Here is a 14,027-nt window from a genome sequence, read left to right as displayed (position 1 = left end):
TCAGCTAAAGACTGTTTATTTATTCAATAAAGGAGCAAAATTTATCATTCCTTCTTGATGTTCAGCGTCTTCTTTGGCTTGTGCTTCAATATATTTAGTAGATGGTTGATTCCAAGCTCCTGCACTTTGTGAATCAAAAAATAGTACTTTTTCTACACCAATATCTTTGAGTTGCTTTTTGATTTTACCCATAAAGACTTGATCATTTTGGTAAACAGAAACAGCCACTTTTTGAGGTTTGCTTTTACTAATTTGTTCAAGCAAATGACCATCTTGCTCAGCCATGGCCCAGCCATAGATAACGAGGTTTTGTTCTAAGTTGGGCAATACTTCGTAGAATATTTTTTCTAAGTAATCACAACTTGAAATAGATTGCTGTTTGGATTCCTGTATTCCTTCACAAACGAATGCAGGGGCTAAATCCTTCTTTTCCCATTTTTCGAGAATACTATCTAGTAAGTTATCCATACCTCGAGTAGTAATTTTTTTCACACTTGAAAATTCATAGTGGTGCAATACTAAGTTACCATGTGGATAAAAGAATAAAGTTGCACCATCAGCCCCATATGGTTCGCTGTAACCTTTCCAATCATCACCGCTGAATCGAGAAGGTGTAAAGCAATCCTTAAACCATCGTCCTAGAACATGATTTCCATACATAGCAGCCCAGTAAACTATCAAGTCATAATTTAATGAAACGACTTTATTAAAAGGTTTCATAAATTTGTAGATATGCTCTAAATGTTCTTCTGCATCGTGATACGAGACATGGATATCACGAACAGTTGCTATTAATGCAGTGCGCACTTTTTGATAGGATTCTTCAACTTTCACAGATTCGATCTTTAATGCTTTATTGACTAACTTAGCTTCCCAAAGCCGTCTTAAGACTAGTTCAAAATCATCAACATCAAAGCTTTGGAACACCTTTTGAACGGAGTTAGTTAAATGACCTAATTTGCTCGCTTCTTCAAAAAGAGACTTGTATCCAAATTTTTTTGAAACTGCCATGCTGGCACCATTGCCGACTATCAGACTGCCACCTTTAAAATCTTCTTTAATATCTTCCCATTGCTTTACTTTCATCATTCCACTATTTCACCTTCATCAGAGTTAGAAGCATACTGTAGTAAACCTTCTTTATATGCTTCAATATCTTGTTCAAATAAAATTTGACTTGCAGAAAGTAAAATAAAATGCCCCTCACCAATCAAAATTTTCAAGTCATCGTTTTGCTCGTCAAACCATTCATTAAAATCACCAAAGTCTGTGTAATTCATTCTTTGAGCAGACTCAACAACCACTGTATCTTTATGCTTTCTGTATAAGCAAGAAGCCAGTCCATCGACCGAAGACATAATAAATTCTGCACTAATCATATCAATCGGATTATCACGATATCCATCATCTCCATGAGACGCTGCGCCATATCTATTTCGTAACTGCCCTGTAACATTTACTATTTGACCAGCTAAAAGGGACAGCATTTTGTTGATATCTTCGTTACTACTGAATTCAACATTATCCTTTACTTGCTTATATAAAGGACCAAACTCTTCATTTTGATTAACGTTATCAACTCGATCATTTAATATCGTTTTAAAAACAGTTTCTAAAAATGCCTTTGAAAGATCTAAACAAAGTGGAGCATCCTTTGATATAGCAGCAGCTTCTAACCTATCTTTCTGTTCAATCAGATGAACCGCTTCTTCGCTGCCCACAATTGCTCTAGTACTTAGCTGTAGTCTTAACCCACTATCATTCATGTTCAATTCCACACACATTAATTTCACCAGAGATCAACTTCGGTAATAAATAGTCTCTGGTTTCCGTTAAGGTCTTTATCTCTTGAACGTTCGCTGTTATGCGCTGATAGTTTGCTTTAGCTATTTGAGTGTAAGCGTCTACAGCACCTTTTTGAGGAATAATTATCTGAATACTTTTAAAGGTTTTTTTACTTATTTCCGCAAATGTTGTACCGCCTGAAATACTTTTAATTTCATCCATCACCGAATCTAACCACTGAATGGTATATTCAGAGCTTAATGTTTTAGCGTCTGTGATAGCGATATAACCTTGGTTAATTGCGACAGGCACTTTTGCTAAAGCTAAATAACCAACTGGAGCTCTTGATGACATTAATACCGTATCGACAGGAAGCAGTCCTGATGTGATTTTAGCTAGACCTGCTTCAGTTATTTTTCTGCTTGTATCGATCATTATTTTTGTATTATTACCTGATAAATCTTTTGGAGATGTCCAGTGAATGTCACCACCATCCCAAAAATCAGGATTTGTCGTACTAGGTGTTGAGCCGCCTTTAATTTGAAATTCATTATCTGTATTCGATAGCTCCCACCCCTTTGGAATCCAGCCGTTGATACCGATTGAGGGTTCGTCGGTTAATTCAAATTCACTTGGGAAGTGTTGATGGGTATTTTCTGCTTGTGATGTTTGTGCCAGTGCGGTGTTATGTTGAGTCACTGCTAGGTTGTGCTGTGTTAGTTTGGCTTGTAGTGTTGGGTTATGTTGCAACACCTGTAAGCGTGATGTTGCACGTTGTACTAATGCTGCAGGCCACGTACTTGGTAAGTTTTCTAGGTTAAACTCAGCCTTAACTAAGGCGTTATCAAACACAGGATCAAAATCAACAAACCAACTTTTAAACAAAGTCTGCGCCATTTGCTCAAGCGTTTGGTTGGTTTGTTTGTTTAGTTCTATTTTTTGGTCAAAATCATTAATCAATCTAGCAATTTGATGCCTAATTTTTAAAGGAGGAGCTGTAACAGGTATTTTTTTCAAGTCACCTTGAGTAATTTTAGGTCTTGTAGATCCAGATATATAACTATCAATTTCCGCACACTGAAGTGCATAACAAATGTATTGAGTATCTAGATCATCAATTCCTTTTAAAACATGCGCATGATTATTAACCCAAAACTTTCCTTTTGCAGTAAATGCAATTGGAGTGTTTCTTGTTCTTAAATTATCCCCATCTTCTGCTAGTAAAACGTACAATCCATCAAAAACATAACTTTCTACATAATCAGTAATACCAGAAGCTCCGTAGTAAGGGTATATCCCAGAAATTCGTTTTGATTTCGTAATAGGTTTTCTTTTTGTATCGTGAATTGTAACTAAATCAGCCAAAGGCAATAGTGGATACTTATTCCCCATAACCCAACGCCTCCAAGTTTTTACGGATCGCTTTATCAAGTTCTTCCGCTTGGTTCATCTGGCTGTAAAGCGTTTGGCTAAGCTCAGTCATTTTGGTTTCAAAGGGAATACCATCATCAACAAGATCGGCTGCGCCTACATAACGACCGGGGGTTAACACGTAATCGTTGGCTTTCATCTCAGCCAATGTGGCTGATTTACAGTAACCTGCAATGTCTTGGTATGCATTCCCACGCGAAGCATGGGAACCAGAATTCTCATCAAGCTCTTTATTTTCAAAATTTTCAGCAACAAGCTCTTCACCGCGCCAAATGTGGTAAGTTTCAGTTATTTTAGCAATGTCGTCGTTGGTTAATTCTTTTAAGGTACGGTTTACCATTGAGCCCATCTCGCGGGCATCGATAAATAAGGTTTCACCTTGGCGATCACGACGTTTTAATAAGCCTTTTTCGTCATTACCTTTTTTGTCTTTACTGATAAACCATAAACACACAGGTATTTGCGTGGTGTAAAACAGTTGTCCCGGTAAGGCGATCATACAATCCACTAAATCATTTTCGATGATCTTTTGGCGGATATCGCCTTCACCACTGGTGTTTGAGCTCATTGAGCCGTTGGCTAATACAAAGCCTGCGGTGCCATGTTCACTGAGTTTTGAGATCATATGCATGATCCACGCATAGTTAGCATTACCGGTTGGTGGTGTTGGATAACCCGCCCAACGTGCATCGTCTACTAATTCGTTGTCTGCACGCCACTGTTTTTGGTTAAACGGAGGGTTCGCCATAATGTAATCGGCTTTTAAATCGGGATGTTGGTCTTTAAAGAAGCTATCGCCGGCTACGTCCCCTAAATTGCCAGAAATACCCCGTACCGCAAGGTTCATTTTCGCCAGTTTATAGGTGGTGTTGGTGTACTCTTGCCCGTAAATAGAGATGTTTTTTTGGTTGCCGTTATGGCTATTAATAAACTTAAGCGATTGCACAAACATACCACCTGAGCCACAACACGGATCGTAAATTTTACCTGAGAACGGTTCAATCATATCGGCAATAAGCGTAACAATAGATTTTGGCGTGTAGAACTCACCACCGCCTTTGCCTTCAGAGGCGGCAAATTTACCTAAAAAGTACTCGTAAACACGGCCGACTAAATCTTCTTCGCTTTTGGCTTCTTCTGCGCTGTTGGCACTTTCGCTATCGGCACTGTCATTTTTGTTCGCAATCGTATCAATATTGTTAATGGTATCGATTAATGCAGACAGTTTACTGCTGTCTAAGCCTAAACGAGAAAAGTAGTTGTCTGGCAACGCACCCGCCAATGATTTATTACTTTTTTCGACTGCATGTAGTGCGGAGTCAATTTTTACCGCGATATCATCTTGTTTCGCGTTCATTTGAATAAAAGACCAACGTGCGTCTTCAGGTAGGTAAAAGATATTTTCCATGGTGTAGAACTCCACCATATCGATATATTCACTGCCATGCTCTGCGGCAATGGCGTTTTTACGCACTTCAAACTTATCACTGATAAATTTAAGGAAGATGAGACTTAATACGATGTGCTTGTATTCAGCAGATTCAACACTACCACGCAATTTATTCGCAGCATCCCAAAGGGATTCTTCAAAACCAATTTTATTTTTTTTTGTCGTTGGACTTTTCTTAGTTGTAGCTGTCATGAAGGTCTCTTTAATTGCAGATAATTAATAGAATAAATAGATGATTTATAATAACAAACATTAATCATTTTATTGAGTTTTAAATCACTTTATTTGATTAATAATGAATGAGTTGCAGGCTTTTATACGCCTTAAGTTGGATATTGATATGTACATTACCGGGGAGGTAATTATCACATCCTCGATTTAAAATATTTGTATTACGTAAATAAAAAATTAATAAAAAGTATTAACTAAAAAGATATAACGCCGTAATTTGAGAACATATTAACAATGATAAGACTCGCATTACATATTATTGTATTAACCTCTAAGGCCATATAAAAAATTAACAAAATGCAGCAATATTTTTTTATATAAAAACCCCTTCATTATGTTTGTAAAATGAATAGCACTATCGTTTTATAAATCAATTCACCACAGTTTCCATAAATAATAGTTATCAATAAAGAGTATGTATCAGGAGAATTTAGAAGTCTTAAAGTAAATCAATTGAATAACTATTTACTGAGACTAAAGTAATAATAAATGTTACGGGCTTATAATATTGTACAAACCCGTTGAAATAAAAATTAAGAATCTAGAAGAAAATAGTTAGCTTTAGTATTATTTATTTTTTTATGCTTTAAGCCCATTTGATGTACAGCCTCTTTTTCCATGCACCTTAACTCACGAAAAATTGATAAAATTGGCTCCCAATATGTTATTGAAAACGAATCTACACATAGAGGGATTTTGAACATACGAAAAAGCTGTAAGGCATCGTCCATTGTTATTCGTATGTGACCAGAAGTACACAAGTCACAACTTGCACCTTGGCATTTAGGGCATAGCGTCGTACTTTTAGCCTTTTCTCGGGCTAATTGATCAAGCTTTAATTTTTCATACTTCAGATTACTCTTCAACTGTTCTCTTTGATAACTATCTTCATATAGTTCGTCTAATTTATTTTTAATCTCGACCTGTTTTTTCAAAGTAAACTCTGCTTTAGGTCCAAATTTTTTGTACAAAGATTCTATTTTTTTATATTGACTTGGTATGGGGGTGCTAGTGAGCATATTAATTACAATAATTGAAGCGACCTTACTAGCAGCATCTCCAAGAGATAAGCATTTTTTGTTAATATGCTCAAGTAACTCAACTATATTATTAGGAACATTATCAAAGTACTTTGCCTTTATTACCAGCATACCTAAACGATATTTTGTATTTGAAAGATCGAGTTCAGATAAAATCTCATTTCGTTCTAAAAAGTCATTACTAAAAGCCCCATTATTTAAAGTATTCATCTTTGGAGACTTTGGAGTTGCTAATTTAACAACTAATTCAAGTGATCTAGTCATTTCTCATTCCTTCTTAGAGATATAGAAGATTATTAAAAGAATAATACAGATCATAATTTAGCCAGAATTACAGATTATTTACTAATTTTTATCAAAAATATAAGTAATTATTTAACTTGACTGTTAATAACTGGTATAGATGGTTTATAAGCGGTATAGCTATAAAAACTACCTATACCGGCTACGAAGTTGATGGAGAATGAAGGTTATTATCATTGGTATTGGTGGTATTGCTAATAGATTAAAAATAAGATGAATTAACCATTTACGATTTTAAGCCCCTTGGTTCTAGTTAAACTCATATTACCCATTGATGCTTGTTCTATATGATTACTCCACCAAGCCATCACTTTTTGTCTTCTTTCAAGATATTCACTGCGGTTATAGGCTTTTCGTACTTCATTAGCATCGACATGTGAAAGGCATGATTCAATAACATCACCGTCAAAACCTTGTTCATTTAGTGTAGTACTTGCCAATGCGCGAAGTCCATGTGCAACTAAACGCCCTTTAAAGCCCATTCTACTTATAGCGACATTAGCGGTTGATTCATTTGCATGTTTACGAGGATTCCGATCAGCTGGAAATAAAAATTCACGCTTTCCACTAATAGGTTTAATAAATTCAAGTAGTGCCATAGTCTGATCAGTCAAAGGAATACTATGCGGTCGGTTCATTTTCATACGTTCGGCTGGAATATTCCAAATTCTGGTTTCAAAGTCAATTTCTTCCCACCTTGCTCCAGCAGACTCATTGGGTCTGCACATAGTATGCAATTGCCATTCAATTAAACAACGAGTAATTATTTTAATACTTGCCGTGTTTAGGGCTAGCATTAAATCAGGTAATTCATTTGGTTTAAGTGTAGGCATATGTTTTTTCTTAGGTACTTCAAACGCCTTATTAATGCCAGCTAATGGATTACTATTAAGCAAACCTGTGTTAACCGCGAAAACCATTACCTCATTAATCCTTTGACATAATCGCCTCACTGTTTCTAAACTGCCTTTTGCACTAACAGGACGTATCACATCAATAACTTTTGGTGCTATTAATTTGTTTAATGGCACATTCCCTAACTTAGGAAAAACGTGAAGCTCTAGAGAACGCCAAATATCTATCGCATAGTTTTGGCTTACTTTAGTCTTTTTTACTTCAAACCAGTTAATAGCTGTCAATTTGAAGGTATTACTATTTTTTTCTTCTTCTAATTGTTGTTTTGAATCTTTTTCATTCTTGGGATTTAAACCTTGAGCTAAAAGATCTCTTGCAGATGTTCTTAATCTTCGAGCATCTGCTAATGATATTGCAGGGTATAGTCCAAAACTCATTGAAGTCATTTTTTTGGTATATGGGCATTTGAAATTTAAAATCCAACTTTTTGTGCCATTAGGGGATATTTTAATTTGGAGGCCATCACCATCAGAAAGCTTCTTGGCGATCAACTTACCATCTTTCATCGTGGGTTTAGCTTGCTTAACTTCAGTATTGGTTAAGGGTGTTGTTCTAGCCATTATCTAGTACCGCCTTTTGTTGAATTGTTACGATACTAGATATAGTACTAGTTAAAATACTAGATGTCAGCAGTCCCTCTCGAACCCTGTAGACATAAAAAAACCCGCAAGGCCTTTGGTTATGGGCGTTGCGGGTCTTTAACGGTCTTTTTAAGACCTTGATGTGGTGGAGATGGGGGGAGTCGAACCCCCGTCCGAAAAACCTACATCCTCGGTACTACATGCTTAGTCAGTTATTTGGTTAACTCGTTAATCTCCAACTGACAGGATATTAAAAAGCGAGTCCGATACTATTTCGCGGTTCACCCTCGAACAAGGTTCCCTCGCTATCCGATGTAAATGACCTTCCGAATCCCTACCCATTGGAAAAGCGCGGGTGGAAGGCTAGCTAGCCTAAGCTGCTAGAGAGTAGTTAGAGTCGTTTGCAACTATAACGTTGGCGGCTTTTTACGAGGCCAACCGCCACCTCGGCATGCACCTTGGGTTTCAAGAATCTCGTCGAGTCCTAAATCATCCCCACAGTGGTTAGTGATAAATCACCAACAAGTTAAGTTTAACAAAGCTAAGTGATGCAAGATAGCATTATCTTGCATGTTGTTTGCTAACTGCTTAATTATCGAACGCTATGCTTCATCATACGTTCTTTTTGAACTTGCCACTCACGATCTTTAACATCACTACGTTTGTCGTGATCTTGTTTACCTTTTGCTAAAGCAAACGAGATTTTTACCCACGCATGTTTCCAATAGAGTGAAATAGGAATAATGGAGTACCCCTGACGTTCTACTTTACCGACTAAGTTATCAAGCTCACGGCGTTTTAGTAATAATTTACGATAACGTAAAGGATCACAAACTACGTGCGATGATGCGGCGAGCAATGGTGGAAATGTTGCATTAAGTAAGAAAGCCTCTCCATTTTTTAAGAAGATATAACTATCTGCAATATTTGCTTTACCTGCGCGTAAAGATTTCACTTCCCAACCTTGTAACTCAATTCCCGCTTCAAAGCGTTCCTCTAAGTGGTATTCATGAGAAGCACGTTTGTTACGTGCAATCGTATTGTCGTTATTTTTTGGTTTTGAGTTTTTTTTAGCCATAACCTGCATTATACCCTTTATCATTCAAGGTGGAAAGTTCAGCAAGCATTGAAATGAACAGGATCTAGGCAGAAAGTTGGAGATATAACGGGTTAAATTATAACTTTCTAACCACTAAGATGTTTACTTCAGAATTTGCTCTATGAGTCGCTCGCTGAGAATCAACTTTGTAATACAATACTGAGTAATGATCAACTATTATCATCACCTTATGATCTTGATTTTAATCGACAAGCTAGTGACGGAGTAAAACATGTTAATGACTGAAATGTAACTAGCATTTGTTGTTAAATGATTATTTTATTTGTTGGAAAGTCATTCATTTATCAGCATTTTTTTGCTATTTTTTTTCAGTTCGCGCATCGCATCGTGTAAGATACCCTTTTTCAACGAGGTAAGATATGGCTAAAGTATCACGCAGCGCATTGTTGATGTATAGCGCACAAGAAATGTATCAACTAGTGAATGATGTGAATGCTTATCCTGAGTTTTTACCAGGTTGTAGTGAAACAACGGTTTTGTTAGATCAAGTGAATTTAATGAAAGCGTCCATTAAAGTTTCTAAAGCGGGTATTAGTCAAACCTTTGTTACAGAAAACACATTGGTTGAAGGCCAATCTATTTCGATGAAATTGCTAGAAGGCCCCTTTAAACATTTAAGTGGTGGTTGGACTTTCACAGCTTTAGATGAGCAAGCCTGTAAAGTGAGTTTAGATTTAGAGTTTGAATTTAGTAATTCCATTGTTAAATTAGCCTTTGGACGTGTTTTTCATGAATTAATCGGCTCTATGGTTAAATCTTTTTCAAACAGAGCAAAGACCGTTTACGGTGCACGTTAATATTTATCTCGAGGGAGCATGTAAATGAGTGGGTTAATAGATATCGAAGTGGTTTATGGCATTCCCCACAAGCAAGTTTTGTTGTCATTAAAAGTACCCGAAGGGACAACGATTGAAAACTGTATAAAGTTATCAGGTATTGTAAAACACTTTCCTGAAATTGTGCCTAGTGAAGCGGTTGTAGGTATTTTTAGTAAGCCAGATAAACTCGACAATACGGTTAAGCAAGGTGATAGAATTGAAATTTATCGCCCACTGACAGCCGACCCCAAAGAAATGCGTAAACTAAGAGCAGAAAAAGCCAAGCAAGCGAAGAAGAATGAATAACAGTTAACGATTAGCATTGAATGCAACCTAGAAACTCTTTTTCAACGAGTGAGAATAATCGAGTTGTTATGCAGATGACGATGTGCTCTAAAAATGGAAGTGTAATAACTCTATACATAGATGCTAGATAAAACTCCTTAATAATAACCAAAAAAAGCGCCTTTAGGCGCTTTTTTGGTTTTTACTACAAGTTACCTTTTCGGTTTTATAATATGTTTTGGTTTTATAAATTACTTTTCGACTTTATAAACTAATAGTAATTAAAATTGATGACTGTATTGGACAGCCGCTAATATAGCATTAGCATGCGTTGTTCCGGTGATTTTAGAAATTCCTGTCTTTTGTTCATCAACATCCACATCTTTACCTAATAAGTAAGTTGCACCAACATCAATATTAGCATCTTCTGACAAGTGATAAGTGAACCCAGCAGAGAACCATTGGCGATCTGAGTCTGGTACCGAAATAGAAGTCACTTTATCTTGCGCACTTTGGTCATACATATAACCTGCACGTAATGTCCATGTGTCGCTTAAGTAATAGGTTCCGCCCAATGAAAAATGCATTGTATCTTTCCATTGATAATCATTAATCGTGCCGAACGCTTTTGTATCTAAGGTATCAAACGATGACCAGCCAATCCACTGCACACTGTAATGCACCGCATAGGGTGTGTTTTTAATACGGTGGTATCCAGAAAACTCCGCCATATCAGGTAATCCCATATACAGGGTATCATCCTTAGCTGTCACGCCACGATAAGTAATATCCCCTTTTGCTTTTAATTCAGGGCTATAATGATACGACAAACCAAATCGGTTATTTTCATTCAACTCAAAAACGGTGCCTAAGTTAAAACCTAAGCCAAATCCTGCTGCATCTGCATCTAACACTGTTACTTTACTGCCGACGTTCAATTCGCGTTTCAGTTCTCCAGTCCCATAGATGATGTCTAACCCACCGCCGACGCTCCATTGTTTATTGAGTCGATAAGAAACGGCTAAGCCTAAGTTCAAGCTTTTAACATCGGTTAAACCACCATATTCGGACCCAACAAAAGAGTCATTAAAATCAGTGGCCGTACCAAAATTTGAATAAATATCGAAACCCACTGCCACCTTTTCGTTAAGTGGGAATATCACATGAATATTTGGTGCAATAGAGATACCTCCAGCATCATCATAATTTGAACTCGCGCCAGTAGGTGCAGTTGGGCCTGTGTAGTTTGCATTTTTGATATTAATATCAGTCTTTAAAAAATTTAATCCCGTCGAGATTGATGTTTTATCAAATAGAGCCATCGTTGCCGTATTACGCGCCATTGCAGAGGCATTATCGGCAATCACAGCATCACCAGCAAAAGCGCGCCCTAAGCCTGTCGCAGATTGAACATTAAGCTGAAACCCTGCAGCATTTACTTGTAATGCAGTGAGTGAAATCGCACTCGCTAAGAGTGTTTTTTTAAAGAAACATAAACCTTGCATCTGAGTGCGCATATTATCATCCTTGCTGTCGTGAACTCGGCTGTATCGCGTTATCACTTAATAGTTATAGAAGAAGCATAATTCAGAAATAACATTTGCACGCAGTTATGCATTAAAAGCGTGACAGAGTGCAAATGCTTATCATTAAATTTTACATAATTGCCGACATATGGAAGGGATTGAATAAATTTAACAGCTAGCTAGTGCATTAAAAGTGATTGAAATTAATACACTAGCGTAAACAAGGAAGATCTAAAAATTTAAATGAATATTAATAAACAAGATGTATTAAATTGTTATCAGACAAAAAAGTGTCGTCAGTGACACCTAATTTATTATAGCTAATCAGTTCACGTAACCCATCAATATATGCCTGTCCACGTTCAGAATATTTAATCAACGTACCCGCTAATAAAGTACCTGAAAAGGTCTTATTCGCCGCAACTTGTTTTGCTCGCAGGTCACGTAATGATTGATATGCTGAAGTAGAGTTAATATTCAACATATAACCTTCTACCGACGCTAACGGAGTATCGAATCGCGCAATGCCATAATCACCTAACTCAGTACGTTGCTGCTTTGGTTTAATCCCATTGCCACTAAAATCCCACTGCCCAAACAGTGCATTTCCTTCAAGTGCAAAACGAGACGTTCCCCAAGCACTTTCCTCTGCTGCTTGTGCCAATGCTAACGAAGGCGGAATAATATTAACGCGCTTCAATAACTGCTGTTTAAGCTTATTGGTTAAAGCGGTTGTCTCTTTATCGATAACACGATATTTGATAGCAATGTTGATTAAATCAGGAGACGTTAGTTTGGCATTTTTTACCACCTTACGCTCATGTAAAATATTTTCATTTGAGACCAGTATTAAGGGTAAAATCAAACGCAAAAAGATACTCTTTTTGTCGTTCACAGGCATATTTTGAGAAACTTCCTGCCACTCAGGACTAATCCCCTCAAAGGTTAAACGCGGCACCTCCTTTGAGCCTTTATCCCAATAACCAGGCGTATAATGTAAATCATTGAATACCTTTTCTAGATCCTCTAAAGAAGTAATTTTAATTTCAGTAGGGTTAGCCATCAATTGCTGAGTAGGCGAAATCTTCTCTGAACAGGCAGATAAAAATAGCACGCTACAAAGCATACCGATAATATATTTTTTCATAAAAATCTCCGTAAAATAGTTAACTTCCAATTCGTTAACCGTTTCACTGTAGTAGTAATAAAATAAATAACACCATTAGTATCGCTAATGGCTAGGCTAATAATTGATTGCGATATGACAACACGACCTACAAATAAATTCGTAAAATAATAAAAAAAGATGAATACACTATATTTTTTACCGTCAACAAGGTTTTAATCAATACACTATATACGTGGTACGAAGGAAAAAGGTTTACTATGAATTGTAAATTGATGTCGTTAAAGAGGTTAATGATTAGTCCGCTTTTAACGATTAAGCCTCTTAAAGTAATTATGGGCTCTGCCACTAAAAATCAAGGGTATTGTTAAAAAATACGCAGAGTCGTCATTAATAAAACAGACACAAAACTTACGAGGAAGAAGTAAGCCATTTTAACATGTTACATGGAATGCTTAATGAGTGTGATGGGTAACAATACTAGCAAACTACCCACCCACTTTAATTACAATGCAGAACTGCCTGAAAACAAACCTGCTAGATTCAACAAATGAATAATAGGTAACATTAACATACATAATAATGCCAACCACATAAGCCACCCGATAAAACCATTACTCCTCATGGTTTTTAAAATACTACCGCCATGCGTTTTACCAACAAAGTATAAAAGACAATATTGGATCAGCATGATCCCAATCACAACCGGCAATGCAGGCAATCCCAAAGACGCAACAACCATCGGAATAGTCAATACTGACATATACGCAACAGCAATTATGATCACAAACTCTTTTGGACGAAAACCAGTTAAATCCTCAAGGATTGAATCACTCTGTGTTGTATCCTTATTTTTCATATATACCTCTTAATTTCATACGGGACGAGTATTATTTAGCATTGTAGATTCAACATTAATAATTCAATAGCTCACGCTTTTAACAAAATAATAAGGATCATCGTTAAAAAATGACTAATGCAAATTATGATCATTAAAACGATGACCATTAAAAAATAGCTTTAAAATAATGAACGCTTTTTAATGCCTAGAAAACATTTGTATGATAAATGCAATTTCAGCGTTTGTCTCAATAAAATGATCATTATAAGAGGCCCATCATTTTTATTCCCCCTTTTCACTTGAATCCAAACTCATTAATAAAGCATTTTCACTAAAAACGATAATTATTACTTATAAAACAGAATACTAGCTAACTGCTACCTTAAAACACCAATTTGTTCACTATTCAAGCAAACAACTACTAATTTCTTACAATACTGTAAATAACGCTTGCAATATAATGTGATCTCTATATCATTCGCCGCACTTAAACGGACGCGAGATGGAGCAGTCTGGTAGCTCGTCGGGCTCATAACCCGAAGGTCGTAGGTTCAAATCCTGCTCTCGCAACCAAT

12 protein-coding genes, 1 tRNA gene and 1 other RNA gene are annotated in these 14,027 nt (G+C 36.6%); 3 read left to right on the top strand and 11 right to left on the bottom strand.

Translation table 11 applies throughout. The features are described from left to right. Positions 1 to 15 precede the first annotated feature (15 nt). The 8 genes from H592_RS0115925 to smpB all read right to left on the bottom strand — a co-directional run bounded on the left by H592_RS0115925 (position 16) and on the right by smpB (position 8,814). A complete protein-coding gene (locus H592_RS0115925; RefSeq protein WP_028869644.1) occupies positions 16 to 1,089 on the bottom strand; it encodes a DUF4917 family protein in 1,074 nt (357 codons plus the stop codon). Beyond that, positions 1,086 to 1,766 carry an abortive infection family protein gene (locus tag H592_RS0115920; protein ID WP_028869643.1) on the bottom strand — a complete coding sequence of 227 codons (681 nt, stop codon included), beginning with the start codon at positions 1,764 to 1,766 and terminating at the stop codon, positions 1,086 to 1,088. The genes H592_RS0115925 and H592_RS0115920 overlap by 4 nt, the downstream gene beginning before the upstream one ends. Further along, entirely contained in the window at positions 1,759 to 3,177 is a 1,419-nt protein-coding gene (locus H592_RS0115915; protein ID WP_051369210.1) for a restriction endonuclease subunit S, read from the bottom strand. The genes H592_RS0115920 and H592_RS0115915 overlap by 8 nt, the downstream gene beginning before the upstream one ends. Then, the gene (locus H592_RS0115910; RefSeq protein ID WP_028869641.1) at positions 3,167 to 4,858 is read right to left on the bottom strand and encodes a type I restriction-modification system subunit M; all 1,692 of its coding nucleotides are present in this window, start codon (positions 4,856 to 4,858) and stop codon (positions 3,167 to 3,169) included. The genes H592_RS0115915 and H592_RS0115910 overlap by 11 nt, the downstream gene beginning before the upstream one ends. Positions 4,859 to 5,430: 572 nt before the next feature. Continuing rightward, positions 5,431 to 6,201, bottom strand: a complete 771-nt coding sequence (locus H592_RS0115905; RefSeq protein ID WP_028869640.1) for a hypothetical protein — start codon at positions 6,199 to 6,201, stop codon at positions 5,431 to 5,433. Positions 6,202 to 6,458: 257 nt separating this feature from the next. Further along, positions 6,459 to 7,715 (bottom strand): integrase domain-containing protein, encoded by a 1,257-nt coding sequence (locus H592_RS0115900; RefSeq protein WP_028869639.1) that lies wholly within the window; start codon positions 7,713 to 7,715, stop codon positions 6,459 to 6,461. Between the two features lie 164 nt (positions 7,716 to 7,879). Continuing rightward, positions 7,880 to 8,233: a transfer-messenger RNA gene (gene ssrA, locus H592_RS23725) on the bottom strand. A 95-nt stretch (positions 8,234 to 8,328) separates the two neighbouring features. Next, positions 8,329 to 8,814 carry an SsrA-binding protein SmpB gene (gene smpB, locus H592_RS0115895; protein WP_025565722.1) on the bottom strand — a complete coding sequence of 162 codons (486 nt, stop codon included), beginning with the start codon at positions 8,812 to 8,814 and terminating at the stop codon, positions 8,329 to 8,331. A gap of 401 nt (positions 8,815 to 9,215) precedes the next feature. Here smpB and H592_RS0115890 point away from each other — a divergent pair, with 401 nt between their 5' ends. Next, positions 9,216 to 9,653, top strand: a complete 438-nt coding sequence (locus tag H592_RS0115890) for a type II toxin-antitoxin system RatA family toxin (RefSeq protein ID WP_028869638.1) — start codon at positions 9,216 to 9,218, stop codon at positions 9,651 to 9,653. A gap of 24 nt (positions 9,654 to 9,677) precedes the next feature. Beyond that, positions 9,678 to 9,980, top strand: coding sequence for an RnfH family protein (locus H592_RS0115885; protein WP_028869637.1), 303 nt, complete (start codon positions 9,678 to 9,680; stop codon positions 9,978 to 9,980). A 260-nt stretch (positions 9,981 to 10,240) separates the two neighbouring features. Here the strand turns inward: H592_RS0115885 and H592_RS0115880 are convergent, their stop codons facing one another. The 3 genes from H592_RS0115880 to H592_RS0115870 form a co-directional block, all read right to left on the bottom strand. Further along, the gene (locus H592_RS0115880) at positions 10,241 to 11,476 is read right to left on the bottom strand and encodes an outer membrane protein transport protein (RefSeq protein ID WP_028869636.1); all 1,236 of its coding nucleotides are present in this window, start codon (positions 11,474 to 11,476) and stop codon (positions 10,241 to 10,243) included. Positions 11,477 to 11,735: 259 nt separating this feature from the next. Continuing rightward, complete coding sequence (locus H592_RS0115875; protein ID WP_051369209.1) at positions 11,736 to 12,632, bottom strand: glucosaminidase domain-containing protein; 897 nt, start codon at positions 12,630 to 12,632, stop codon at positions 11,736 to 11,738. 484 nt (positions 12,633 to 13,116) lie between these two features. Then, a complete protein-coding gene (locus tag H592_RS0115870; protein ID WP_028869634.1) occupies positions 13,117 to 13,470 on the bottom strand; it encodes a hypothetical protein in 354 nt (117 codons plus the stop codon). A gap of 478 nt (positions 13,471 to 13,948) precedes the next feature. On the opposite strand from H592_RS0115870, the gene H592_RS24450 reads away from it, so the two are divergent. After that, positions 13,949 to 14,025 (top strand) — tRNA-Met (locus H592_RS24450). Positions 14,026 to 14,027 lie beyond the last annotated feature (2 nt).

Source organism: Psychromonas arctica DSM 14288 (assembly GCF_000482725.1).
Lineage (GTDB): Bacteria > Pseudomonadota > Gammaproteobacteria > Enterobacterales > Psychromonadaceae > Psychromonas > Psychromonas arctica.
The sequence above is the reverse complement of the archived record's forward strand: the minus strand, read 5'-3'. Positions and strand labels throughout refer to the sequence as shown.